Below are 24762 nucleotides of genomic sequence, written 5' to 3'. Positions count from 1 at the left end.
GGATCGCCGGCCGCAGCGGGTTGGTCAGACCACCGACTCCCACGACTACGCCTCCGGTCCCATGTGCGGGTACCGGTGATCCGTCGGCGGCACGAACGTCTCCTTGATCGTGCGGGCCGACGTCCAGCGCAGCAGGTTGATCGGCGAACCCGCCTTGTCGTTGGTGCCCGACGCCCGGGCCCCGCCGAACGGCTGCTGCCCGACCACCGCCCCGGTCGGCTTGTCGTTGACGTAGAAGTTGCCTGCAGTGAATCGCAGTGCCGCGCAGGCCTGCTCGACCGCGGCGCGGTCGTCGGCGATCACCGCCCCGGTCAGTGCGTAGGCGGCGCTGGTGTCGACGAGTGCGAGCAGGTCCGCGAACGCGTCGGGCCGCGCGTCGTCGTAGACGTGCACCGACAGCACCGGCCCGAAGTACTCCGTGGAGAACGACTCGTCGCCGGGGTCGTCGGCCAGCAGGACCGTCGGCCGGACGAACCAGCCGACGGTGTCGTCGTAGGTACCGCCGACCGCCACCTTGACCCCCGCTGCGCCCCGGGCCCGCTCGATCGCGGCGACGTTTTTGTCGTAGGCCGCGCGATCGATCAGCGCGCCCCCGAAATTCGACAGATCCGTCACGTCCCCGTAGGCGAGTTCGTCGGTCTCGGCGAGGAAATCCTCCCCCATCTGCTCCCACACCGACCGCGGCACGTACGCGCGGGACGCGGCCGAACACTTCTGCCCCTGGTACTCGAACGCCCCGCGGATCAGGGCCGTGCGCAGCACATCCGGGTTCGCGGACGTGTGGGCGACGACGAAGTCCTTGCCGCCGGTCTCGCCGACCAGCCGCGGATAACCCTGGTAGCGGCCGATGTTCGCACCCACCTCCCGCCACAGGTGCTGGAAGGTACGCGTCGAGCCGGTGAAATGGATCCCCGCGAGCCGCGGATCGGTCAGGACCACGTCGGACACCGCGGGGCCGCTCCCGGTGACGAGGTTGATCACCCCCGGCGGCAAACCGGCCTCCTCGAGCAGCTTCATCGTCCAGTACGCCGAGACCGTCTGCGTGGGAGACGGTTTCCACACCACCGTGTTGCCCATCAGTGCGGGCGCGGTCGGCAGGTTGCCCGCGATCGCGGTGAAGTTGAACGGGGTGATCGCGTACACGAACCCCTCGAGCGGCCGGTACTCCATCCGGTTCCACACCCCGGGACTCGACGCCGGCTGCTCCTCCAGGATCTGCCGTGCGAAGTGCACGTTGAACCGCCAGAAGTCGACGAGCTCGCACGGCGCGTCGATCTCGGCCTGCTGCACGGTCTTCGACTGGCCCAGCATCGTTGCCGCGGCCAGGGTTTCCCGCCACGGACCGGACAGCAGGTCGGCGGCGCGCAGCAACACCGCTGCCCGGTCGTCGAAGGACAGCGCCCGCCACCCCGGGGCCGCCTCCACGGCGGCGGTGACCGCGGCCTCGGCGTCCTCGTGGGTGCCCTCGGTCAAGGTGCCCAGCACAGCGGCGCGGCGGTGCGGCTGCACCACGTCGACCCGCTCACCGTCGCCCATCCGGTGCACGCCACCGATGACGTGCGGCAGGTCGACGGGTGCACCGGCCAGCTCGGCGAGCTCCGATGCCAGGATCGTGCGCTCACGACTTCCCGGGGCGTAGGAATGGACCGGTTCGTTGACCGGCGTGGGAACCCCAGTGACGGCGTCCATGCTGCCTCCTGTCCCGAGGTGGGACCGGGGCCGAACCCCGGTACCGAGGAACTGCCGTCCAGGCTAGCCCAATCCCGTTGGCGCTGCCGGGTTCAGGCGGCGGCGCCGCTACAACCGGGAAGCGGCCGCGGCGACGCGTTCGTCGGTCTCGGTCAGCGCCATCCGCACGTGGCGGCGGCTGCCGGGACCGTAGAAGTCGCCCGGGGCCACGAGGATGCCGCGCTCGGCGAACCAGTCGACGGTGTCGCGGCACGCCTCCTCGCGGGTCAGCCACAGGTAGAGGCCGGCCTCGGAGTTGTCGACGGTGAACCCGGCGCGTCGGACCGCGTCGAGGAGGATCTCGCGGCGCTTGCGGTACCGCTCCCGCTGCTCGTTCTCGTGGTCGTCGTCGGACAGTGCCGCGGTCATCGCGGCCTGCACCGGCAGCGGCACGATCATGCCTGCGTGCTTGCGGACCTCGAGCAGCTCCGCGACCAGCGCCGGGTCGCCGGTGACGAAACCGGCGCGGTAGCTGGCCAGGTTCGACGTCTTCGACAGCGAGTGCACTGCGAGCAGGTTGGTGTGGTCGCCGCCGCAGACCCGCGGGTCGAGGACCGAGTAGGCCTCGGCCTCCCACGTCAGGCCCAGGTAGCACTCGTCGGACACCACGACGGCGCCGCGCTCCCGGGCGAACTCGACCACCTTGCGCAGGTGGTCGATGCCGAGCACCTTGCCGGTCGGGTTCGACGGCGAGTTGACGAAGATCAGCTCCGGGTTCTCCGGGCCGAGCCGCGTCAGCCCGTCCGCGCGCAGTACACGACACCCGGCGAGCAGCGCACCGACCTCGTACGTCGGGTACGCGACCTCGGGGATCACGACGAGGTCGCCCGCACCGAGCCCGAGCAGGGTCGGCATCCAGGCGATCATCTCCTTGGTGCCGATCGCGGGCAGCACGGCCGCCGGGTCGACGCCGGTGACGCCGTACCGCCGGGACAGCGCCGCCACCGCGGCCTCGCGCAGCGACGGCTCCCCCCACGTGGTCGGGTAACCGGGGACGTCCGACACCGAGGCGAGCGCGTCACGAATCAGCGGCGCGACGGGGTCGACCGGGGTGCCGACCGAGAGGTTGACGATGCCGTCCGGATGGGACTGGGCCTTCGTCTTCGCACCGGCGAGGGAATCCCACGGGAAATCGGGCAGACCGCGCGAGACGGCGTTGCGTGGCACGTTCGGATCCTCGCGACTCAGTGCTCACCCATGGGCGGCAGCGCCTTGACGAACGGCGGGTCGTAGTCGACCTTGCCGAGCTTGGCGGCACCGCCGGGCGAGCCCAGGTCGACGAAGAAGTCGACGTTCGCACTGACGTAGCCGTTCCACTGGTCCGGAACGTCGTCCTCGTAGAAGATGGCCTCGACCGGGCACACCGGCTCGCAGGCGCCGCAGTCCACGCACTCGTCGGGGTGGATGTAGAGCATCCGGCCGCCCTCGTAAATACAGTCGACGGGGCACTCTTCGATGCACGCCTTGTCGAGCACATCCACGCACGGTTCAGCAATCGTGTAGGGCACTGCCGCTACCTTTCTGACACGGACCTGTTCCTGATCGAACGCGCGTCGCGCACTCGAAGTCACCAGTATCACCCCTGCCTTCGAGGAGCACCGGATTAGGGTGCCCTCAGACGGTGGTGGTTCCGAGGCTTCCGAGCCCCGACACCGCGGTGCGCACGGTGTGCCCGTCGACCCACCGTTTGCCCAGTACCGCGGCATCGATCAGGGCACCCCGCTCACCAACGTAGTCCGCGATCGCACCGACCAGGGGCAGGTGTCCGAACGCCCGCCACGGCCGGCCCGGCTGCGGGCGTTTGTGCAGTTCGCCGGGGATGGCGCGCAGCACCCGCGCCGTCGACCACAGACCCCCCAGGGCCGCGAGCGGCCGCCAGCGGACAGCCGACTCCGGATGTTCCGGTTCGTCGCTCGCGAGCAGCGTGCGGGCGTCGACGTCGCGACCGCACAGCACCGACGCCAGCAGATCGACCTGCGCGGCGCGGTCCGTCACCCCCAACTCGCGGGCCACCGCGATCAACACCAGCGCCTGGTTCGTGAAGCCGAGCAGATCCTGCAGCGGCAACCGTTTGACGACCGGGCCGAGCACCCCGGGGAAGGCGACGACGACGGTGTTCAGCAGTCCGAGCCGGGTGATCCACCACCGCGCCCGCCGCTCGTCACCGGACCGCTCCCACGCCGCGGTGCCCGGCACCTCCGCGAAGTCGAGCAGCCAGGCCAGCCCGTCGAGGACCCGGTCGAGCGCGGAACCACCCTCGACCGGAGGCACGAACGTGCGCGCCTTGATCCCGAACGGATCCGTCGACGCCAGGTCGAGGACCGGATTCACCCCCCAGACCGCGCGGTCGAGCACCGCGACGACGCGGACGTCCCCGATCGGATCTGCACTCATGACACCCCCACCCGCTCGGCGTAACTGGTCGTGCGCTCCCGGGCGGGCCTGCCGATGCCCTCGGCGATCGCGCGCAGTTCGGCCACCGTCTTCTCCGACCCGTGCTGGGACCCGGCCATCCGGGAGATGGTCTCCTCCATCAGCGTGCCACCGAGATCGTTCGCACCGCCCTGCAGCATCGCCTGGGTGCCCTCGACGCCGAGCTTGACCCAGCTGGTCTGGATGTTGTGGATCCGCCCGTGCAGCATCACCCGCGCCAGCGCGTGCGCCGCCCGGTTGTCCCGCATCGTCGGCCCGGGACGGGACGCGCCCGCCAGGTACAGCGGTGACGACTGGTGCACGAACGGCAGCAGGACGAACTCGGTGAAACCACCCGTCCGGTCCTGGATTCCGCGCAGCACGTTCAGGTGCCCGACCCAGTGGTGCGGCTGGTCGACGTGCCCGTACATCATCGTCGAACTGGACCGCAGGCCCACCTCGTGTGCGGTGGTGACCACGTCGACCCAGGTGCTCGTCGGGAGCTTGCCCTTGGTCAGCACCCACCGCACCTCGTCGTCGAGGATCTCCGCGGCGGTGCCGGGGATGGTGTCGAGGCCGGCGGCGCGCAGTTCGGTCAGCCAGTCCCGCACCGACTGCCCGCCGCGGGAGGCGCCGTTGACGATCTCCATCGGGCTGAACGCGTGCACGTGCATCGACGGCACCCGCTCCTTCACCGCGCGCACCAGGTCCGCGTACCCGGTGACCGGCAGCTCGGGGTCGATACCGCCCTGCATGCACACCTCGGTGGCGCCGGCGACGTGCGCCTCCCAGGCCCGGTCCGCGACCTCCGACGCCGACAGGGTGAAGGCGTCCGCATCGCCCTTGCGCTGCGCGAATGCGCAGAAGCGGCAACCGGTGTAGCAAATGTTGGTGAAGTTGATGTTCCGGTTCACCACGTACGTCACGTCGTCGCCGACCGCGTCCCGCCGCAGGTCGTCCGCGAGCGCGACCAGCGCCTCGAGGCCCGCGTCGTCGGCCGTCGCCAGCGCCCGGTAGTCGTCGTCCGAGCAGCCCGCCGGGTCCCGCTCCGCGTTGCGCAGCGCCGTCAGCACGTCCGAGTCCACCCGCTCCGGCGCGCTGAGCGAGAGCACCTGTTCGCGGACCGTCTCCCAGTCGCCGAAAGCGCTACCGAGATCGGACCGGGTCTCGGTGATGCGGCCGTCGGTGTCGATCGCCGTGTTCAGGTCGATGCGGCCCGTGGACGCCCACGTCTCGTCCGGTTCCTGCCACGGCATTCCCACCGGCGTCGTGACGGGGCGGGCCAGGCCGGTGACCGGGTCGGCCAGGGCCTGCACGTGCCCCGCGATCCGCGGATCGATCCACGGCGAGCCGGCCAGCACGTACTGCGGTTGCGCGGCGGTGCGCTCGACGAGCGTGTACCCCGCCTCCGCGGTGATCGCGGCGAGGGTGTCGAGGTTCGGCCACGGCCGCTCCGGGTTCACGTGGTCCGGGGTCAGCGGCGAGACGCCACCCCAGTCGTCGACACCGGACGCGATCAGCGCCAGGCACTCGTCCCCCGACACCAGGTTCGGCGGCGACTGGATCCGCATCGACGGCCCGAGCACCAGCCGGGTGACGGCGATCGCCGCCCGGAACTCCTCGATGCCGGCGTCCGGGGCGTCGCGCATCGCGGTGTCGTCCTTGGCCAGGAAGTTCTGCACGATCACCTCCTGCACGTGACCGAACGCCTTGTGCGACTTGCGGATCGCCATGATCGTCTCGGCCCGCTCGGTCGTCGACTCGCCGATCCCGACGAGCAGACCCGTCGTGAACGGCACCGACAACCGGCCCGCATCCGTCAGCACCCGCAACCGCACCGCCGGATCCTTGTCGGGGCTGCCGTGATGACACTGCCCCTTCTCGGTGAACAGCCGCGTCGACGTCGTCTCGAGCATCATGCCCATCGACGGCGCGACCGGCTTGAGCCGCGAGATCTCCTCCCACGTCATCACACCCGGATTCAGGTGCGGCAGCAGACCGGTCTCCTCGAGGACCCGGATCGCCATCGCCCGCACGTAGTCGAGCGTGGAGTCGTAACCCCGCGAGTCCAGCCACTCCCTGGCCTCCGGCCACCGGTCCTCCGGCCGGTCACCCAGGGTGAACAGCGCCTCCTTGCAGCCCAGTTCGGCGCCGCGTCGGGCGATGTCGAGCACCTCGTCCGGATCGAGGAACATCCCGTGGCCCTCGGCCCGCAACTTCCCGGGCACCGTCACGAACGTGCAGTAGTGGCACTTGTCGCGGCACAGCCGGGTCAGCGGGATGAACACCTTCCGCGAATAGCTCACCGTCAACGGCCGTCCCGCCGCCTCCAGTCCGGCGTCGCGCACCCGCGCGGCCGACGCACACAGGTCGTCGAGGTCGGCGCCCCGCGCGTGCAGCAGCACGGTCGCCTCGTCCACGTTGAGCGTCGCCCCGTCCCGCGCCCGCCGCAACGCCCGCCGCATGGCCGACGCGCCGGGAACCGGCGCGGGCATGGTCGGAACGGGCAACATCGCGGAGGTCTCGTCGTGGTCAGAAGTCACGACGTCGATCATGCGCCATCCCCGGAGACTTGCGCCACAACAGGCGCGACTGTCGTCACATGTCCCCGCTCACACGCACCGCTCAGCCGCGGGGATACTCCTCGTCGTCGGGGACGTCACGGGACTGCTCCACGGCATCCGCCTCGTTGACCTCGCGCGCGCCCACCGATTCGACCGGCGTCGCCCGTTCCCGCTCGTCCTCCGGCAGCACCGGATCCGCCTGAGCAGCGCGATCCGCCTCCGACATCTCGTTCTCGAGTCGATCCACGGCACACTCCTTCCGCTCTCCAACCAGGCTAGGCCACTTCGTGGCTCGTGAGGCAGGGTGGAGAGGTGAGCACCCCATCGACCACCGTGACGATGGCCGACCCCGCCGGGAGGCCGTCGCAGAAGGCTCCGCTGCTCTGGGCCGTCAACGCCGCACTGATGTGGCTTCCGGTGTTCCTCGCGCAGGTCGTGTGGGGTGTCGTCGAGGGCCGGTGGACGACGTGGCCGCACGTCGCGGTGTTCGCGGCGACCGCCGTCGCCGCACTCGCCCACGTTCTCGTGGTCCCGAGCTGGCGGTACCGGGTGCACCGCTGGGAGATCAGCGACACCGCCGTCTACACACGGTCCGGGTGGTTCACCCAGGAACGGCGGATCGCACCGATCTCCCGCATCCAGACCGTCGACACCGAACGCGGCCCGATCGACCGGATGCTGAACCTGGCCACCGTCACCGTCACCACCGCGTCGTCCGCGGGCGCCGTCCGGATCACCGCCCTCGACGCGCCCGTCGCGGACGACGTCGTCACCCGCCTCACCGCCATCGCAGGCCGCCACCACGGGGACGCGACGTGACCACACCCGACTCCGCGCCCGCCCCGCCTCCCCCGGAGCCCGGCACCGCCCCGCCCGCCCACTCGGGTCCCGCGGCACTGGCTGCCGAGCAGGAGCTGCCGTGGCTGCGCCTCGACCGGCGCATGCTGCTCGTGCACCCCGTCCACGAAGTGGTCAGGCTGCTCCCGGTGCTGCTGATCTCGGTGGTTCTCGGCAGCCGCAGCGGAAATCACTACTGGGGCCTGATCGCGCTGGCGGTCCTGGTCGCCTACGCGATCGCGCGGTGGCTGACCACCAGTTACCGGATCGGGCCGGTCCACGTCGAGCTGCGCACCGGCGTGTTCCAGAAGAAGCTGCTCTCCGTGCCCCGCAACCGGATCCGGTCGGTCGACGTGGAGGCCGGGCTCCTGCACCGGGCCCTCGGACTGTCCGTGGTGCGTATCGGAACCGGGCAGCGCGCGGACAGGGCAGGCGAGTCGACGCGCTTCGAACTCAACGCCCTCGACGCGCGGCTGGTCCCGTCACTGCGTGCGGCCCTGCTCACCCGGCAGTCGGAGGCGCATCCCGGCCGAGCCGCCGACGCCGCGGCACCACCGGCGCTCGAGATCGCGCACTGGAAGCCGTCCTGGGTGCGCTACGCGCCCCTGTCGACGACCGGCGTCGTCACCGTCGCCGCCGCAGTCGGCGTCGCGTTCCAGTACGGGATCGGCGAACGCGTCGCCAACGCCGACACGCTCGAGGACGGACTCGACTGGCTGCGCGGCTTCGGTGTCGCGGCCGTGGTCGTCGTCGGTCTCGTCGCGTTGCTCGCCGTTGCCAGCGCCCTCGCCTGCGTCCGGTACCTGCTCACGTACGGCGATCTCACCGTCACCGACGACGGCCGCGTGCTGCACGTCGCGCACGGTCTCCTGCGCACCCGGCAGACCACCCTCGACCGAGCGCGCCTGCGTGGCGCCAGCCTCCGCGAGCCGCTGCTCCTGCGCCTGGCCGGGGCGGCGCGCCTCGACGCGGTGATGACCGGGATGTCCACGGAGGGACGGCACTCGTCGATGCTGCTGCCGCAGTGCCCGCGTGCGGAGGCCGAGCGGATGGAGACGCTGGTCCTGCGCGACGAGGGGCCCGTCCCGCTCACCGCGCACGGCACCGCCGCCCGGCGACGCCGGTTCACCCGGGCCCTGCTGCCGGTGGCGGCTCTGGCGATCGCCGTGGGTGTGGTATCGGCCCGAGTATCCGTGCCGTGGCCCGCGTGGGCGGGCCTGGCGATCGTGGCCGTTGCCGCTGCCGGGCTCGCCCACGACCGGTATCGCGGTCTCGGGCACGCCACCCCGCCCGGCCACCTGGTCACCCGCAGCGGGTCGCTGGACCGCAGCCGGGACACCGTCGAGGCGAACGGCATCGTGGGATGGACGGTGCGGCAGACGTTCTTCCAGCGCCGCGCCGGAGTCGCGACCGTCGTCGCCGCGACACCCGCGGGAGCGGGTCGCTACGAGGTACTCGACCTGCCCGCCGAGCACGCCTGGACGCTGGTCGAGACCGTCACGCCGGGCGCGGGCGACATCTGGGCACGCCGATGATCCACCCGACCCTCGCGGAGATGGACGCGGACCTGGTCGACTGCCGTCGCTGCCCACGTCTCGTGCGATGGCGGGAGCAGGTGGCACGCGAGAAGCGGGCGGCGTTTCGCGACCAGACGTACTGGGGCAGACCGGTTCCCGGATTCGGGCCCCCGGACGCGCACTTGCTGATCGTCGGTCTGGCGCCGGCCGCGCACGGCGCGAACCGCACCGGCCGCATGTTCACCGGCGACCGCAGCGGCGACGTGCTGTACGCGGCGCTGCATGCGGTCGGGTTGGCGAACCAGCCGACCGCGGTGTCCGTCGACGACGGACTCACGTTGCGCGGCACCAGGATCACGTCACCGGTGCACTGCGCGCCGCCGGACAACAAGCCGACCCCGGCCGAGCGCGACACCTGCCGGCGCTGGCTCGACGAGGAACTGCGCCTGCTGACCCCGACGCTGCGCGCGGTGCTGGTGCTCGGTGGTTTCGGGTGGCGGGCACTGCTGCCCGTCCTCGGCGCCGCGGGATGGACGGTGCCGCGACCGGCCCCGAAATTCGGGCACGGCGCGCACGTCGAACTGGCCGGGCCGGACCGCCGGTTGCACCTGTTCGGCTGCTACCACGTCAGCCAGCAGAACACCTTCACCGGCCGGCTGACCCCCACGATGCTCGAGGCGGTCCTGGCCGACGCCGGACGCGCCGCGGGCCTTCTCGACCGGGGCACGTCCGCCTAGCGTGCCCGCGCGCCCTGCCCGCGGGTCACGGCTGCGTCCGCGCCCCACTTGAGGAGCAGCGCCGTCGCCGGCACCAGGCCCGCGACGAGCAGCAGCAACGTGCGCCAGTCGGCGAGCAGCAGGCCGTCCCCGCCCGGTCCGCCGACCATGCAGAGCAGGAAGCCGACGAACCAGGCGAACAGCGGCCAGGCGACCCGGACGAGCCGATCCGTCACCGTCCGCGCCCCACAGAGCAGCAGCACGTTGACGACCGCCGCCACCAGGGCGCTCACCGGCACCGGAACCGACCCGATCCGGACCGGGAGGAACAGCACCGCCAGCAGTGCGGTCACGAACCCGTCGAACACCAGCAGCGCCAGGATCAGGCGGTCGAGGATTCCGTGCCCGGGCACGGGTTCGGCGGTGGCGGCAGTCATGTCACCGATCGTAGGGGGCCGGCGATCAGGGCACCGGCGGGTACCCGAGCATCGTCAGCAGGTTCGACTGCATGTCGACGAACCCGTACAGCGCGTTCATGTACATGTCGTGGTACATCTGCGAATTCGGCCGCAGCGAGTCGACGAACGCGACGATCTGGTTCTGCACACTCCAGTTCACCCGGCGCCTCCAGCCCCTCCGCGACGACCATGACGTGCATCACATTCTAGTGGCGGCCGGAGCGGAGGTCACGCAGTCGTTGTCAGTGATGGAACCCGGTACGCACCGTGTCGTCGGGCTTTCCCTTCGCCAGCCGCGTCACCGCGGACCGCAGGTCGTCGAGCAGCAGTTCCATCTTGTCGCGGGAGATACCGTGCCGGACCAAGATGCGCTGAATGACCGTGGTCTCCCGACTCGGGGGCAACGGGTAGGAAGGCACCTGCCAGCCGCGGGCGCGCAGTAGGTCGCTCAGGTCGTAGAGGGAGAAGCCTGCGGTCGCGGGATCGGTCAACGTGTAGGAGACGGCGGGCAAGCCGCCGGTGCCGTCGTACAGGACGGTGAACGGCCCCATCTCGCCGATCGCCTGGGCGAGCGCCCGCGCGTCGTCGGCGCAGGTCTGGTGGATCGCACGGTAGCCTTCCCGCCCCAGCCTCAGCAGCAGGTAGTACTGCGCGACGATCTCACCGCCGGGCCGGGAGAAGTTGAGCGCGAACGTCGGCATGTCGCCGCCGAGGTAGCTGACCCGGAACACGAGGTCCTCCGGCAACCGGTCGGCGCTGCGCCACACGACCCACCCGACGCCGAGCGGCGCGAGACCGTACTTGTGTCCCGACGCGTTGATCGACGCGACTCGGTCGATCCTGAAGTCCCACACCACGTCCGGCTGCAGGAACGGCGCGACGAAGCCGCCGCTGGCGCCGTCGACGTGGACCGGCACGTCCCAACCGTGCTCGTCCTCGATCGCGTCGAGCTCCGCGGCGATCTCGGCGACCGGCTCGTAGTCGCACGTGTAGGTGACCCCGAGGATTGCCACGACTCCGATCGTGTTCTCGTCCACGTAGTCCCGCAGCTGGTGCGGGCGCAGCCCGGTGGCGCCCTCCTCGAGCGGCACCTGCCGCAACTCGACGTCGAAGTAGCGGGCGAACTTCTCCCAGCACACCTGCACCGGACCGCACACGAGGTTGGGGCGGTCCGTCGGCCTGCCCGCGGCACGCTGCCGCTCCCGCCACCGCCACTTGAGCGCGAGACCACCCAGCATCGCCGCCTCGCTCGAGCCGGTCGTCGAGCATCCGACGGTGCTGCGACCGTCCGGCGAGTTCCACAGGTCGGCGAGGATGTGCACGCAGCGCGACTCGATCTCCGCTGTCTGCGGATACTCGTCCTTGTCGATCATGTTCTTGTCCATGCACAGGTCCATCAACCGGTGCACCTCGTCCTCGGACCAGGTCGAGCAGAAGGTCGCGAGATTCTGCGCGGCGTTGCCGTCCAGCGCGAGCTCGTCACGGATCAACGCGAACACCACACGCGGATCCGAATCCCCTTGCGGAATCTGATATTTGGGGAGGACTGCTCCACTGAGTGGCGTGGAGTAGATGTCCGCAACGTCGTCTCTGCGGCCCCGGACCTCGTGCAGCGCCATCGATCGTCCCTTCGTACGTGTGACCCACGAACATCGGCGAACGACGAAAGCGTAACCGGGCGAGCGGCCCCACGCCCGGTAAAGCGAGCTACACGCCGGCGAACAGGTCCCGTTCACGACCGTCGGCGGCGACCTCCCCGAGCGTCCCCCGCACCAGCACGTAGTGCTCGTCGAGCAGGATGGGCTGGACCACGTTGTTCGACAACGCGTACTCGGTTCCGCTGGGCGACACCGTCACCTGGGTGGCGTGTGCTTCGAACCCCGCCACCTTCGCCGCGAGATGGGCCCGGACGTCGATCGTCGTCGTCACCTGCTCGTCCGGCACCGACGGCAACTCCCCCGGATCCGGGAGCCGCCAGTGCGCCGGGAACTCCGTGATGCACCCGAGCCCCTCGGTGAGCGACGTCTCCTCGGTGACGGTCCAGTACAGCTTCGCGACCTCCCACGGCTGCCCCGCAGCGGAACACCCGGCCGCACCCGCCGACTCCACCGCGGCCGTCACCGCTTCGTGAACCCGGATGTGGTCGGGATGGCCGTATCCGCCGACCGGGTCGTAGCAGATCACGACGTGCGGACGCCGGTCCCGGATCACGTCGACGAGCGCTGCGACGACCTCCCCGAGGTCCGCGTTGACGAAGGCCCGCGGATTCGCGGCGGCCGCCGTCCCCACCATCCCGGAGTCGCGCCACCGCCCGGCGCCGCCCAGGAAGCAGGGCCCGGCCGCCCCGAGACGCGCCAGCGCCGTGGTCAGTTCCAGGATCCGGTAGCCGCCGAGCTGGTCGGCGGCGTCGGCCACCAGGCCCGCCCAGGTGTCGCCGATGACCTCACCCTCCTCGCCGAGCGTGCAGGTCACGACCGTCACCTCCGCGCCCTCGGCGGCGTACCGGGCGATCGTGCCGCCCGTCGTGAGGGTTTCGTCGTCCGGGTGGGCGTGCACCAGCAGCAGTCGTCGCGGGGTGTCCGTCTTCACGATGTCCGTCACGTCTACTTTCTCGACCAGGTGGCCGCGTCTCCGAATATGCCGACCTGGATCGCCCCGGTCAGCGACACACCGTCCACGTCCGGTCCGGCGGCGACCACCGTCGCGTCCTGCAGCACCGGCAGTACCGCGGCGAGGTCCCACAGTCGCGGCTCGGCCTGCGCGATCAGCTGTCCCACGTCGCCGACCCCGCGCAACGCGTCGTCGATTCCCCGCTGCAACGTCGGGTCGCACAGCCCCGAGATGTTGCTCGGCGCAGCAGCATTCGGCTCGTCCGAGTCCTCGTCCGTGGCCTCGGCGTCGGCCGAGGTCGTGACGGTCGGGAGGGCGGCGGTCTCACCCGCGGCCGGATCCTGCGACTCCGTCGGCCGCGACGACTCGGGTGGCGACGACTCGGGCGGCGGGCAGCCGTACCGGGACGCCAGCGAGGTCGCCGGGTCGGATCCGGCCCGCGTCCACCCGACGACCGCGTCCACCCGGCCGTCGACCAGTGCCCGGCCGTACAGTTCCTCGGCGCGCATCGTCGTGACGGTGACCTGCGCACCCGCACCGCGCAACAGGTCCGCGGCGGTGTTCGCGACCGAGATCGCGGTGTCGTCACCCTCCGTCGCGCCGATCGTCAACGCCAACTGGGCGCCGTCCCGGACCAGCCGGACGGGGACGGCGGTGTCCTGAACCACGGCCGGGGCCGGAGCCTGGTGGATCCAGCCCGCCTCGGCCAGCAGCCCGAGTGCCTGCTCACGCGTCAGTGGGGGCGGCGCCGTCGGCGCGTAGCCGGGGTCGGACGGGGCGAGCACCTGGGCCCGCGCGACCGTCGGCGACGTACCCGACGGCGTGCCCACCGAGGCCAGCAGATCCGGACTCAGCAACCCGAACAGGCCGCGCCGGACGCGCGGGTCGGCGCCGATCGCGGTCCGGCCGTTGAGGGTCACCTCCAGCACCCGGGGCTGGGCGGTGACCGCGGAGCGCACCCCGCTGACCGCGGCGAGCTGCGCGGGCAGCGCGCCACCACCGCGCACCTGGACCACCTGCGCGTCACCGGACCGCATCGAGTCGGTGAGCTGCGAGTTCGAACCGCCGCGGCGCAGCAGGATCTGGTCGGCGACGGCCGGCTCGCCCCAGAAACGGTCGTTGCGTTCGAGCAGGATCTCGTCGCGTCCGCGGTCGACGCTCTTGATGTGGAAGTGTCCCCCGGACACCGGAATGTTCTCGGCGAGGCCGCGAGCGAACCCGCCGGGAGTGTCCTTGACCAGGTGCGACGGCAGCAGGTCGCTGAACAGTTCACGCCACGCCGGGTACGGCGACCGCATCGTGACGGTGACGGTCTTGCCGCCCGCCGAGGACCCGATGTCGTCGATGAGGGCGTACCCGGCCGGGTCGACCACCCCGGGCTGGCTGATCATCTGCCGCCACAGGTAGCGGAAGTCCTCCGCCGCGATCGGAGCACTGTCCGACCACTGGGCCTCGTTGCGCAGTTGATAGGTGATGGTGAACGGAGCCTGGGAGGTGACCTCCGCGGACACCAGCAACGACTCGTCCGGCACCCAGTCGGTGCCGCCCGGCCGAGTCACGCTCGGGACCGGACGGAACGGGCTCGGCAGGACCATCGACGTGACGGCGGCGTTCACCGGCGACTGGTCGGACAGCAGGTGCGGGTTGAAACCCTGACCGATCTCGTCGATCGCGACGACAACGGTGTTCTTGGTCGGGACGGTGGTGGTGGGTTTCGGGCTGTCGGTGCTCTCCACCGGCGGCGGCGGATTCGCCGTACACCCCGCGAGGGCGAGAGCGGCGGCCACCATGGCCGCCATCGGCAGTATCCCTCGCACTCACCCGTCCCTTCGTGTGTGCGGCTGCGCCGCCCGTGAGTCCTTCCGGCCCGCACGGGGACCACAAGGACTCACGGGCGCGAAGCGCAACTCTACAGCGCAGCCTTGTCGCGGGACTTCGCGCGCGACCGCTCGCGAGCGCGGTCGGTCTGCGACAGGTGCACCTTGCGGACGCGGACCGCCTCCGGGGTGACCTCGACGCACTCGTCGGCCGCGCAGAACTCCATCGCACCCTCGAGGGTCAGCTCGATCGGCTTCGCGAGGGTCTCGGTGGCGTCGGCGGTCGCGGACCGCATGTTGGTGAGCTTCTTCTCCTTGGTGACGTTGATGTCGAGGTCCTCGGCACGCGGGTTGATGCCCACGACCATGCCCTCGTACGTGTCGGCACCCGGCTCGACGAAGAACGTGCCACGGTCCGCCAGCTGGATCATCGCGAACGGCGTGACCGAGCCGGTCCGGTCGGAGACGAGCGAACCGGTGTGGCGGGCCCGGATCTCGCCGGCCCACGGCGCGTAACCGTGCGAGACGGCGTTGGCGATGCCGGTGCCGCGGGTCTCGGTGAGGAAGTCGGTGCGGAAACCGATCAGGCCACGCGACGGGACGATGAACTCCATGCGGACCCAGCCGGTGCCGTGGTTGGTCATCTGGACCATCTTGCCCTTGCGGTTCGCCAGCAGCTGCGTGATCGCGCCGAGGTGCTCCTCCGGGGTGTCGATGGTCAGTTCCTCGAACGGCTCGTGGACCTTGCCGTCGACCTGACGCGTGACCACCTGCGGCTTGCCGACGGTGAGCTCGAAACCCTCACGACGCATCTGCTCGACGAGGATGGCCAGCGCCAGCTCACCGCGGCCCTGCACCTCCCACGCGTCCGGGCGGCCGATGTCGAGGACGCGCAGCGACACGTTGCCGATCAGCTCGGAGTCCAGGCGGCTCTTGACCATGCGCGCGGTCAGCTTGTGCCCCTTGACCCGGCCGACGAGCGGCGAGGTGTTGGTGCCGATGACGACGGAGATCGCGGGCTCGTCGACGGTGATGGTCGGCAGCGCGACCGGGTTCTCGGTGTCGGCGAGGGTGTCGCCGATCATGATCTCCGGGATGCCCGCGACGGCGACGATGTCACCGGCGACCGCGCTCTCGCCGGGCTCACGGGTCACGCCGACCGTCTTGAGCAGCTCGGTGATCTTGACGGTCTTCACACCGTCGGCGTGCATCCACGCGACCTGCTGACCCTTGCGGAGCTCGCCGTTGTGGATGCGGACCAGCGCGAGACGGCCGAGGAAGTCGGAGGCGTCGAGGTTGGTGACGTGTGCCTGCAGCGGTGCGGAGGCATCGCCCTTCGGCGCGGGCACGTGCTCCATCAGAACCTCGAACAGGACGTCGAGGTTCTCGGTGTCGGGGGCCTGACCGTCCTCGGGACGGTTCAGCGACGCCTTGCCCTCACGACCCGACGCGTACAGGACCGGCAGGTCGAGCAGCGCCTCGGCGGCCTGGGCGGCGTCGTCGTCGAGGTCGGACGCCAGGTCGAGGAGCAGGTCCTGCGACTCGGAGACGACCTCCTCGATCCGCGCGTCGGGGCGGTCGGTCTTGTTCACGACGATGATGACCGGCAGCGACGCCGCGAGCGCCTTGCGGAGCACGAAGCGGGTCTGGGGCAGCGGGCCCTCGGAGGCGTCGACGAGCAGCACGACACCGTCGACCATGGACAGGCCGCGCTCGACCTCGCCGCCGAAGTCGGCGTGACCGGGGGTGTCGATGACGTTGATGACGGTGACGGAGCCGTCGGTGTTGTGGCGGTGGACCGCGGTGTTCTTCGCGAGGATCGTGATGCCCTTTTCCCGCTCGAGGTCACCGGAGTCCATCACGCGGTCGACGAGCTCGGCGCGCTCGGCGAACGCGCCGGACTGACGCAGCATGGCGTCGACGAGGGTGGTCTTGCCGTGGTCGACGTGCGCGACGATGGCGACGTTACGGAAGTTGGTGGTGCTCACGCGGGGCGTTCTCCTGGCTGCTGACGGGGCCACACGAATTGGGTGTCGCACGGCTACTGGCTGCCGCTACGCGCATGCGTGGTTCCCATTCGCGACCCCCGGGCTGACCGAACGTCGCGCGAGACGATCACGACGATTGCGCTGGTGCAGGGACTGCGGCCAGCGAACACCCTACCCGCCCGCACCGGCTTTCGACACATCGCGGCCCCCGTTCACCCCCTCTGACCTGGGACAGTGATCTGCGCCACGGGCGAAGTCGCCGATTCCGCGACGAACCAGCCGGACGGCCCCAACCGGGAGTCCTTACGCGGCGCGTAGTGGTCGAAGAACACCCGCGCGGTGAGTTCCTTGCGGTTCGAGACACCCGCCTTGTCGAAGACGACCTTGAGGTGGTCCTGCACCGTGTACGGCGACAGGTGCAGTGCCCTGGCGATCTCGGCGGTGCTCGCCCCGCGCAGCACCCCGTCCACGACGTCACGTTCCCGCGGCGTCAGCCCGAACGCCGCCACCAACAGCGGCACCACCTCGGGGGCCCCGGCCGGCTCGATCGTGACCACGACCTGCGTCGCCTGGCCTGCGCGTCCGGCGAGCGGGGCGGCGTGCACGGCCAGCCACTGCCCGGTCCGCGAGCGGACCCGCACGCGCGGCACGGCAGCGGCCCGGCCGGCCGCGAGCGCCCGGGCGCCCGCCAGCGTCGCCAGTACCGGCTGGGGAAGTTCCGCCCACAGGTCACCACCCAGTTCCTCGACGCGTACCTGCGCGGCCAGCGTCGCCTGGCAGAGGGTGTTGTGGTCGTCGAAGGTGAGGACCGCCGGTCCCTCCTCGGCGCCGACGATCTCGGCGTCGACTCCCGGCGCGGCGTCCGCGATCAGCCCGGCACGAACCCCCACCGCCAGCATCCCGGACACACCGTCGACGAAGTCGGCCTCGGCCGGACTGAACCCGCTGCCGCCCGCCCTCCGGTAGATGGCCAGCCCGCCCCACACGTCGCCGCCGGTCCGGATCATCACCCGCATCTCGTGTCCGAGATCGAACATCGGCTCGAAGAGCTCGCGGAAGCGGGAACTGCGCCGCGGGTCGCCGCCGGTCGCCTCGTGCAGGATGCTCACGCCGACGTCCCGACGGGCCAGATCACTGAACAGGCTGACGTCGTCCTCGATGTACTCGTGGTACGCGAACTCGGCCTCGCACGGGCTGTCGAGACCCGCCTTGACCGACCCGGTCACCAGCGAGGTCGCAGGATCGATCGTGCCGAAGCACGCCGCGTCGAACGGCACCGCCTTGGTCAGCACCTCCATCGCGTCCAGGCCGAACTCCTGCCACGACCGGCCGGCCCGCGACAGGGCGTCGAGCCGGGTCCGGACCGTTTCCGCGCGCATGGTCACCATGGCATCGAATTTTCGCGCGCGCCGCGGGATTCCGACACCCCAGACTTCTGGGGTCACGAGTTCCCCGCCCCGGGGGATGTTCCCGGCGGCCGGGCCGCTGAAGGCTTCCGGTCATGACATCGACACCGATCGAACTCGACGCCCACCGCTCCCCCACCGGCCTCTCCGCCGTCCCCTGGCACCGGCTCGCGGCCGACCTCGACGGCCGGGTGGACCTTCCCGACAGCCCCGACTGGCCGACCGCGGCCCAGGCGTGGAACGTGAGCATCACCCAGCGGCCCGCCGCGGTCGTGACCGCCGCGACCACCGCCGACGTCGTCAAGGCAGTCCGGTTCGCCGCCGAGTGCGGCGTCCGGGTGTCGGCCCAGCCGGGTGGCCACGGCGCGAACCGTGCCCTCGACGACACCCTCCTGATCCGGACAGCGGCCCTCGACGACATCTGGATCGACACCGCCGCACGCACGGCGCGCGTCGGCGCCGGCGTGAAGTGGGGCGCCCTGCAGTCGGCGCTCGACGGCACCGGCCTGACCGGCCTGGTCGGCTCGAATCCCGACATCTCCGTGGTCGGCTTCTGCCTGGGTGGCGGCCTGTCCTGGTTCACCCGGCCGTTCGGACCGGGCTCGGGGTCGCTGAGCGCGGTCGAGCTCGTCGACGCCCACGGTGTGCACCGCTGGATCAGCGACGAGAAGTCCCCCGAGCTGATGTGGGCGCTGCGCGGCGGGGGCGGCGAGTTCGGCATCGTCACCGCCGTCGAGATCGACCTGTTCCCGGCGCCCGCGATCACCGGCGGACGACTGGCGTTTCCCGCCACCGACGCCGCGCCGGTGCTGCGTGCGGTCGCCGCACTGACCGCGACCGCGCCGGCCGAACTGTCGGTGTGGGCGTCGATCATGCACTTCCCGCCGATCCCGGAGCTGCCGGACGAGATCCGCGGGCAGTCGTTCTGCTTCGTCGACGCGATCCTGCTGGGCCCGGAGGGTGAGCTCGCGACCCTGCTGGCGCCGATCCGCGCCGCGGGAACGGTCCTGCGCGACACGACTCGCCCGCTGGCACCCGGCGAGGTCGGCGCGATCTGCGAGGAGCCGACCGATCCGTCGCCGGGCGTGCACTCGTCGATGATGCTCACCGCGCTCGACGACGACCTCGTCGACCTGGTGGTGCGACGGACGGGTGCGGCCGGGTCGATGCCGCTGAGCCAGATCCAGTTCCGGCACCTGGGCGGGCCGGCACGTACGGGCCGGCCCGGTGCGTTCGACCTGCGGGCTCGGGGTCCCGAGTTCGCGGTGACGACCCTGACCCTCGCTCCGGTGCCCGAACTCCTCGCCGCCGCGGCGGACGCGATGGCGGGGCTGTTCGCCGAGCTCGCGCCCTGGGCCGCCGGCCCCACCGTCCCGACGCTGCTCGGACCGGGCGAGTCGCTCGGGCGCGCGTTCGACGCACCCACGCTGGACGCGCTGCGGCGCCTCAAGGAATCCGTCGATCCGGCGTACGTGATCCGCGGCAACAACCCGGTGCACGGCCCCTGACGCCGTCCGATCCACTGACGCCGTCCGATCCATCGGCGGCCGGGCCGTCCCCCGACGACGACCAAGGGCACGCTAACCTCGCAGCGGAGACAGTTTCCCGGTTTGTCGAAGTGGAAGGGCTCGGTCGCCGATGGGCAAGGTCAAGGCGAAGAAGGTGTCGAGCCTCAAGCCGAAGAAGAAGTGCTGCCGCAGCAAGACACGGTGCGTCAAGTGCCCGGTCGTGATCATGCGGATGAAGAAGCTCGAGAGCCAGGGCGTCACCGGCAAGGATCTCGTCAAGGGCCTCAAGAAGGCCCGCGCCGCCTGAGCAGGTCGAGCAGCTGCGGCAGCCACGCGCGATCGTTGGGCACGAGGTCGATGCCGTCGAGGGCCGCGGCGTCGACCCATCGCACCGCCGCGTGTTCGAGCGCGACCGGCGCACCGGCCTTCAGTTCGACGACGTAGGCCCGCAACACCATCCCGTTCGGGAGGGGGACGTCGCCGCCGATCCGCTCACCGACGGCGGTCTCCACGCCGAGTTCCTCGCGCAGTTCGCGGCGCAACCCCTCGGCGGGCGTCTCCCCCGGCTCGATCTTGCCGCCGGGCAGTTCCCACCGGCCGGCCAGTTCCGGCGGACTCAGTCGTTGCGCCAGCAGCAGCCGTCCGCCCTCGACGATCGCGGCAGCGGCAACCTCGGGGCGCACGGCACTGTCGCCGGAGCTGGTCTGCATGGGACCATGATGACCATGGCCGAGTTGCTGAGCGACACCGAGGTGACCGACGCGCTGACCGCGCTGCCGGGCTGGGAGCGTGCCGGGAACACCATCGTGCGGACGGTCGAGCTGTCCACGTTCCCGGAGGCCGTCGCGCTCGTCGACCGTGTCGCCGAGATCGCCGAGGCGCGCAATCACCACCCCGACATCGACATCCGGTGGCGCCGGGTGACGTTCGTGTGCTCCACCCACTCCGAGGGCGGGATCACCGGATTGGACGTGGAGCTGGCTCGGGAGATCGACCGGTCGGTGCCGCCCGCCGGGTGAGGTGCGGCGCGCAGATCACCCACAGGTAGAAGGCCGTCGCCCCGACGACGTCGACGGCTCCGAGCCAGGCCAGCAGACCGGGCCTCGAGATCAGCCAGATGGAGTCCTGGAAGAAGCTGAGCACCCAGGGAACACCGATCAGCGTCGACACCAGCCAGAACCCGGCGACGATCTTCGATCCCACCCGCCCGGCGAGCGGGCCGTGCACCAACCAGATCAGCATCGGGATCAGCCACACCCAGTGGTGCGACCACGAGATCGGGGAGATCAGCAGCCCGAACAGCTGCACGACCACCAACGTGCCGAGCAGGTCGTCTCGGCCGAGTGCCCGCCACGCGAATCCGGCGAGCACGGCCGCCACGGCGACGCCGAGCAGCCACACCCATCCGTTGCCGACGTCGTGCCCGGCGAGCCGGCTCAGCGCCCCCCGCAGGGACTGGTTCCACACCGACCCGACGGGACCGATCCGGGAGGCGTCACCGAGCAGGTGCTCGAAGTAGCGCCGCGCCTCCGCCCCGACCAGGAGATAACTGACCCCGACGGTCAGCCCGAATGCCACTGCGGAGAAGATCGCCGCCTTCCACCGCCGACGCAACACGAAGTACAGGCCGGTGACCGCAGGGGTCAGCTTGATGCCCGCGACGATGCCGACGAGGCCGCCCGCGATCCACCAGCGCGTGGACCGCACCGCGACCAGGGCACCGAGAACGAGGAAGACGTTGACCTGTCCGTAGTCCAGTGTGCTGCGGACCGGCTCGGTCCACGTTCCGACCGCCGTCCACAGCATGGCGATCGCGGTCCAGCGGGCGTCGAGGCCGCGGGTCCAGCGGGTCACGGTCCCACCGAGCAGTTCCAGACTCATCCGGATCACCAGGTACAGCGCGCCGATCGTCGCGAGCTGCCACAGCACCCCGACCAGGTCGAACGGCAGGTAGTGCAGCGGGAAGAACACCAGCGCCGCGAACGGCGGGTAGGTGAACGGCAGCGGGAAGTCCGGCGTCAGCTCCGAGTAGGTGTAGTCGTACAGGTTGCCACGGAGCAGGGCCGCCGATCCGTCGACGTACACGTGAAGGTCGACCAGGTTCATGCCGTTGGGGGTGAGCAGGGCCCACGCCATCCGCGCGACGATCGAGGCGAGAAGGAGATACGGCGCCAGACGCAGGATCCGGTCCGTCCGGGAACGCCGGACTGCCGGTACGGGGGTCGTCTCGGACACGGTTCTCGCGATCTGTCTTGAGGCCGGCGGAGCGGCTCGGTGTGGTCGTCGGGAGCCTACGGCAGGCTCCGGGAGGGCCGGATCGGGGCGACCACCTCGCATAACAGTTGCATCAACAACAACACTGACCACTTCAGCCACACGTTATGGTCGTGAAGTGGACATCGCTGAACCCGGCAATGACTAGACTGCCGCGTAAAGCCGAACCGTTTCCAGTACCGAAGGTCGGCGTTTCGTACCGCTGTACAAGATCATCAGGCCCTGCATAGAGTGACCCCTCGACATCGAGGGGCCTGCCGGGCCAGTCGACGCTCGAGGGGCGCCGACGCTTGACAAAGGATGGGGACATCGTGCTTCGTACGCGAGCAACGCGCACATCGATCATCGCGTTGGCGGTTGCCGCCGTTGCGTTCGCCGTACCGGCGGGTGCGTCGGCCGAGACCACTGCTCCCCGAATCCCCGACGGCCTGAACATCGAGGCTCTCGCCTCGCTCGCTCCCGCGATCATCGGCGCTGCCGCCGGTCCCGCGGACCTCGCCGCCACCGATGTCGCCAACCCGCAGGCGGACCTGCTGGCCCAGGCGAAGGCACTGCTCGAGGCGTCGAACCTGCCGCCCGAGACCAAGGCCACCCTCGAACGCGTCATCACCTTCCTCGACGGCAGCGGCGGCGGCGGACCGGAACTGCCTCCCGAGAGCGGACCGGTCATCTCCCAGTTCCTGTACCCGACGATCGGCAAGGGCTGCATCGGTGGCACGTCCGACTCGGTCGGCGCGGCGCTCGCCGTTCCCGGCCCCGCCCACCTGCCCCCGCCGGGACCGAAGGCCGGCGAGGCGGGCTTCGTCTTCACCGCCCTCGGCACCAGCAAGGCCACCGAAAAGCAGCCCGTGCCGCTGGTTGTCGACTGGGTCAACATCGACCACCCGAAGAACGGCCGCACCGAGCTGACCACCGCGTCCCGGATCAACCCGGACGGCCCGGCCACACTGTCCGGCATCGCCGAGACCGGCCAGGGCCGCGTCCTCGCCGTAGTCTCCGGTGGGCTCACCACGGAGACCGAGGGCGGCGCCGCCGTCACGTGCAGCTTCCTCCCGACCGTCGGGACCGTGTACGTCCCCTGATCGGCGAATTCCGATCGACGAACCCACGAAGGCCCCTCGCATCACGCGAGGGGCCTTCGTTCATTCGCCGGGTCCTTCTGCATTCGCCGCACTCGTGGTAGACCGGGGAATGGCCACTCTCCGGCGGAACACCTCGATCAGGTCCATCCGATCCCGACACTCGATCCTGTCGATCCGCTCGGAAGGCTCGATCCTCTCGATCGGGTCCGCCTATTCGATTCTGTCGATCGGCAGCGTCGGCTCGATCCTGTCGATAGGCTCGATCGGGTCCGCCGGTTCCGCACTGTCCTCCTGGTCGTTCGCCAGCCTCGGCTCCGCACTGTCCGGGCTGTCCCGCTGGTCGGTGCTGTCCTGGCGGGGTGCCTGGGAGGATCCCGGCGACCGCCCGCTGCACGTTCTCGCGGAGGAGCCGGATCTCGCTCGGTCACCCCTGGCACACACGCAGACCTGAACGGCCCGAGCAACGTTCGGCCCACCAACGGAGGACACGTGACCCGGTCCGGCAACAACGCATCCCTCGACACGACCGGTGCGGCCCGCTGGTCTCGCGCCGAACTCGAGGACGCGTTCCTCGGCTACCAGCGCACCGTCGAGAAGGCGAAGCGGACCGGCGACTGGAATCTGTTCGCGGACATGTTCACCGAGGACGCGGCGTACATCGAGCACGCCTACGGCACCTTCCACGGGCGTGAGGAGATCCGCCCCTGGATCGTGCGGACGATGGGCCGCTTCCCGGGCACTCACATGACCGCGTTCCCCGCCCTCTGGTACACGATCGACGAACAGCGCGGCTGGGTGATCTGCGAGATCGACAACCCGATGTGCGATCCCGGTGACGGCTCCACGCACGGCGCGTCCAACCTGACGATCCTGCACTACGCGGGTGACGGACTGTGGTCCTGCGAGGAGGACGTGTACAACCCGATGAAGTTCCTCGAGATGGCCAGGAAGTGGTGCCGCGCAGCCGAATCCGCGGGGGCACTGCCGGACGAGGCCGGTCGGTGGCTGGCGGCCGTGGGCGCGTGACGCGCTACGGGTTCTGCGACTGCTGCGTGCCGCCGCTCGAGCCGGCGGAGATGCCTTCGTAGAGGTTCGCGGCGACGGCGTAGAGCAGGTTGATGATGATTTCCACGGGTTGTCGACTCCTCGTTGCGGGACATGCCTGTTGTGTACGTCGTCAACATCCGTCCCGCCCGTTACGCAGCGGCTACGCTCGACGCATGAAAATTGCAGCAGCAGTGTTCACCGCCGCCGTCGTCACGTTCGCCGTCGCCGGGTGCACTTCCGACAGCGAGAGCAGCGACACCACCGTCACGACGACTGCAGGCGTTCTCGACCGGGCGTCGGAGGCCGTGAGTTCGGCCGCCAACGCTGCGCAGGGGGCGATCTCGTCCGCGCAGTCGGCGGCCGAGGGCGCGATCTCGTCGGCCCAGTCGGCGGCGAGCAGTATCGCCAGCCGGGCGGCGGGGACGGTCGACGGCGTCAAGGCGGGCACGTTCACCGCCGCCTTCCGCGCCGGATACTCGGACCTGGCCGAGGGCCGCGACGACGCCGCCATCGAGGACATCTACGCACAGACCTGCGCCGCGATCGATTCCGGTGTCGAGGAGTCGCAGGTGGTGTCGGAGATCGAGGTGCGGGCGAGCAACGGCGACACCAAGGCCACGCCGGAGCAGGCTCAGCAGATCTACAACATCGCCAAGCCGCTGTGCTGAGGGGTCGGGGGGGGGGGGGGGCGCCGGGGGGGCCCCCCCCCCCCCCCCCCCCCCCCGGGGGCCGCCCCCCCCCCCCCCCACACACACAAAGCTGCACCCCCCCCCACCCCCCCCCCCCCCCCGCGCACAA

The 24762-nt window shown here is 70.7% G+C and carries 25 protein-coding genes; 10 read left to right on the top strand and 15 right to left on the bottom strand.

What is annotated here, in order from left to right:
• Positions 1-45 precede the first annotated feature (45 nt).
• The 6 genes from pruA to ACFYVR_RS09510 all read right to left on the bottom strand — a co-directional run bounded on the left by pruA (position 46) and on the right by ACFYVR_RS09510 (position 6951).
• Positions 46-1689: an L-glutamate gamma-semialdehyde dehydrogenase gene (pruA, locus tag ACFYVR_RS09535; RefSeq protein WP_387472097.1), complete on the bottom strand. Its 1644-nt coding sequence runs from the start codon at positions 1687-1689 to the stop codon at positions 46-48.
• A 108-nt stretch (positions 1690-1797) separates the two neighbouring features.
• Positions 1798-2895, bottom strand: a complete 1098-nt coding sequence (gene dapC, locus ACFYVR_RS09530; protein WP_387472096.1) for a succinyldiaminopimelate transaminase — start codon at positions 2893-2895, stop codon at positions 1798-1800.
• Positions 2896-2912: 17 nt separating this feature from the next.
• On the bottom strand, positions 2913-3236 hold the full coding sequence (gene fdxA / locus ACFYVR_RS09525; protein ID WP_387472094.1) for a ferredoxin: 324 nt from the start codon (positions 3234-3236) through the stop codon (positions 2913-2915).
• A gap of 106 nt (positions 3237-3342) precedes the next feature.
• Positions 3343-4122 (bottom strand): hypothetical protein, encoded by a 780-nt coding sequence (locus ACFYVR_RS09520; RefSeq protein ID WP_387472092.1) that lies wholly within the window; start codon positions 4120-4122, stop codon positions 3343-3345.
• A complete protein-coding gene (locus ACFYVR_RS09515; RefSeq protein ID WP_387472675.1) occupies positions 4119-6653 on the bottom strand; it encodes a bifunctional FO biosynthesis protein CofGH in 2535 nt (844 codons plus the stop codon). The genes ACFYVR_RS09520 and ACFYVR_RS09515 overlap by 4 nt, the downstream gene beginning before the upstream one ends.
• Before the next feature lie 112 nt (positions 6654-6765).
• The gene (locus ACFYVR_RS09510; RefSeq protein ID WP_387472090.1) at positions 6766-6951 is read right to left on the bottom strand and encodes a hypothetical protein; all 186 of its coding nucleotides are present in this window, start codon (positions 6949-6951) and stop codon (positions 6766-6768) included.
• Positions 6952-7043: 92 nt separating this feature from the next.
• Between ACFYVR_RS09510 and ACFYVR_RS09505 the strand changes: the two genes are divergently transcribed.
• The 3 genes from ACFYVR_RS09505 (at position 7044) to ACFYVR_RS09495 (ending at position 9795) form a co-directional block, all read left to right on the top strand.
• On the top strand, positions 7044-7523 hold the full coding sequence (locus ACFYVR_RS09505; protein ID WP_387472673.1) for a PH domain-containing protein: 480 nt from the start codon (positions 7044-7046) through the stop codon (positions 7521-7523).
• 122 nt (positions 7524-7645) lie between these two features.
• Entirely contained in the window at positions 7646-9076 is a 1431-nt protein-coding gene (locus ACFYVR_RS09500; RefSeq protein ID WP_387472671.1) for a PH domain-containing protein, read from the top strand.
• Entirely contained in the window at positions 9073-9795 is a 723-nt protein-coding gene (locus ACFYVR_RS09495; RefSeq protein WP_387472088.1) for a uracil-DNA glycosylase, read from the top strand. The genes ACFYVR_RS09500 and ACFYVR_RS09495 overlap by 4 nt, the downstream gene beginning before the upstream one ends.
• Here ACFYVR_RS09495 and ACFYVR_RS09490 read toward each other — a convergent pair.
• From ACFYVR_RS09490 to ACFYVR_RS09460, 7 genes are all read right to left on the bottom strand, one after another.
• Positions 9792-10211, bottom strand: a complete 420-nt coding sequence (locus ACFYVR_RS09490; RefSeq protein ID WP_387472086.1) for a hypothetical protein — start codon at positions 10209-10211, stop codon at positions 9792-9794. The two genes, ACFYVR_RS09495 and ACFYVR_RS09490, sit on opposite strands and share 4 nt — an antisense overlap.
• A gap of 25 nt (positions 10212-10236) precedes the next feature.
• Positions 10237-10392 (bottom strand): hypothetical protein, encoded by a 156-nt coding sequence (locus tag ACFYVR_RS09485; RefSeq protein ID WP_387472083.1) that lies wholly within the window; start codon positions 10390-10392, stop codon positions 10237-10239.
• 82 nt (positions 10393-10474) lie between these two features.
• Positions 10475-11851, bottom strand: a complete 1377-nt coding sequence (locus ACFYVR_RS09480; RefSeq protein WP_387472081.1) for a glutamate decarboxylase — start codon at positions 11849-11851, stop codon at positions 10475-10477.
• A gap of 88 nt (positions 11852-11939) precedes the next feature.
• Positions 11940-12833 carry an N-acetyl-1-D-myo-inositol-2-amino-2-deoxy-alpha-D-glucopyranoside deacetylase gene (mshB, locus tag ACFYVR_RS09475; RefSeq protein WP_387472079.1) on the bottom strand — a complete coding sequence of 298 codons (894 nt, stop codon included), beginning with the start codon at positions 12831-12833 and terminating at the stop codon, positions 11940-11942.
• Between the two features lie 2 nt (positions 12834-12835).
• Positions 12836-14641, bottom strand: a complete 1806-nt coding sequence (locus tag ACFYVR_RS09470) for an ABC transporter family substrate-binding protein (protein WP_387472077.1) — start codon at positions 14639-14641, stop codon at positions 12836-12838.
• Between the two features lie 110 nt (positions 14642-14751).
• Entirely contained in the window at positions 14752-16647 is a 1896-nt protein-coding gene (gene typA, locus ACFYVR_RS09465) for a translational GTPase TypA (protein ID WP_387472075.1), read from the bottom strand.
• A 212-nt stretch (positions 16648-16859) separates the two neighbouring features.
• On the bottom strand, positions 16860-18035 hold the full coding sequence (locus ACFYVR_RS09460; protein WP_387472073.1) for a helix-turn-helix transcriptional regulator: 1176 nt from the start codon (positions 18033-18035) through the stop codon (positions 16860-16862).
• Positions 18036-18148: 113 nt separating this feature from the next.
• Here ACFYVR_RS09460 and ACFYVR_RS09455 point away from each other — a divergent pair, with 113 nt between their 5' ends.
• Together ACFYVR_RS09455 and ACFYVR_RS09450 are read left to right on the top strand one after the other, a co-directional pair.
• The gene (locus ACFYVR_RS09455; protein WP_387472071.1) at positions 18149-19561 is read left to right on the top strand and encodes an FAD-binding oxidoreductase; all 1413 of its coding nucleotides are present in this window, start codon (positions 18149-18151) and stop codon (positions 19559-19561) included.
• A 130-nt stretch (positions 19562-19691) separates the two neighbouring features.
• Positions 19692-19868 carry a hypothetical protein gene (locus ACFYVR_RS09450; RefSeq protein WP_387472069.1) on the top strand — a complete coding sequence of 59 codons (177 nt, stop codon included), beginning with the start codon at positions 19692-19694 and terminating at the stop codon, positions 19866-19868.
• On the opposite strand, the gene ACFYVR_RS09445 is transcribed toward ACFYVR_RS09450, so the two are convergent.
• Positions 19846-20271 carry a (deoxy)nucleoside triphosphate pyrophosphohydrolase gene (locus ACFYVR_RS09445; RefSeq protein WP_387472067.1) on the bottom strand — a complete coding sequence of 142 codons (426 nt, stop codon included), beginning with the start codon at positions 20269-20271 and terminating at the stop codon, positions 19846-19848. The two genes, ACFYVR_RS09450 and ACFYVR_RS09445, sit on opposite strands and share 23 nt — an antisense overlap.
• 15 nt (positions 20272-20286) lie before the next feature.
• On the opposite strand from ACFYVR_RS09445, the gene ACFYVR_RS09440 reads away from it, so the two are divergent.
• Positions 20287-20580 carry a 4a-hydroxytetrahydrobiopterin dehydratase gene (locus ACFYVR_RS09440; protein ID WP_387472065.1) on the top strand — a complete coding sequence of 98 codons (294 nt, stop codon included), beginning with the start codon at positions 20287-20289 and terminating at the stop codon, positions 20578-20580.
• On the opposite strand, the gene ACFYVR_RS09435 is transcribed toward ACFYVR_RS09440, so the two are convergent.
• Entirely contained in the window at positions 20519-21898 is a 1380-nt protein-coding gene (locus ACFYVR_RS09435; RefSeq protein WP_387472062.1) for a mannosyltransferase, read from the bottom strand. The two genes, ACFYVR_RS09440 and ACFYVR_RS09435, sit on opposite strands and share 62 nt — an antisense overlap.
• A gap of 248 nt (positions 21899-22146) precedes the next feature.
• Between ACFYVR_RS09435 and ACFYVR_RS09430 the strand changes: the two genes are divergently transcribed.
• The 4 genes from ACFYVR_RS09430 to ACFYVR_RS09415 all read left to right on the top strand — a co-directional run bounded on the left by ACFYVR_RS09430 (position 22147) and on the right by ACFYVR_RS09415 (position 24632).
• Positions 22147-22917: a hypothetical protein gene (locus ACFYVR_RS09430; RefSeq protein ID WP_387472060.1), complete on the top strand. Its 771-nt coding sequence runs from the start codon at positions 22147-22149 to the stop codon at positions 22915-22917.
• Between the two features lie 109 nt (positions 22918-23026).
• A complete protein-coding gene (locus tag ACFYVR_RS09425; protein ID WP_387472057.1) occupies positions 23027-23368 on the top strand; it encodes a hypothetical protein in 342 nt (113 codons plus the stop codon).
• Between the two features lie 38 nt (positions 23369-23406).
• Complete coding sequence (locus ACFYVR_RS09420; RefSeq protein WP_387472055.1) at positions 23407-23943, top strand: nuclear transport factor 2 family protein; 537 nt, start codon at positions 23407-23409, stop codon at positions 23941-23943.
• Between the two features lie 194 nt (positions 23944-24137).
• Complete coding sequence (locus ACFYVR_RS09415; RefSeq protein WP_387472052.1) at positions 24138-24632, top strand: hypothetical protein; 495 nt, start codon at positions 24138-24140, stop codon at positions 24630-24632.
• The last annotated feature ends 130 nt before the right edge of the window (positions 24633-24762 follow it).

Origin of the sequence: Rhodococcus sp. NPDC003318 (assembly GCF_042879035.1) — a bacterium.
Classification (GTDB): domain Bacteria; phylum Actinomycetota; class Actinomycetes; order Mycobacteriales; family Mycobacteriaceae; genus Rhodococcus_G.
The sequence above is the reverse complement of the archived record's forward strand: the minus strand, read 5'-3'. Positions and strand labels throughout refer to the sequence as shown.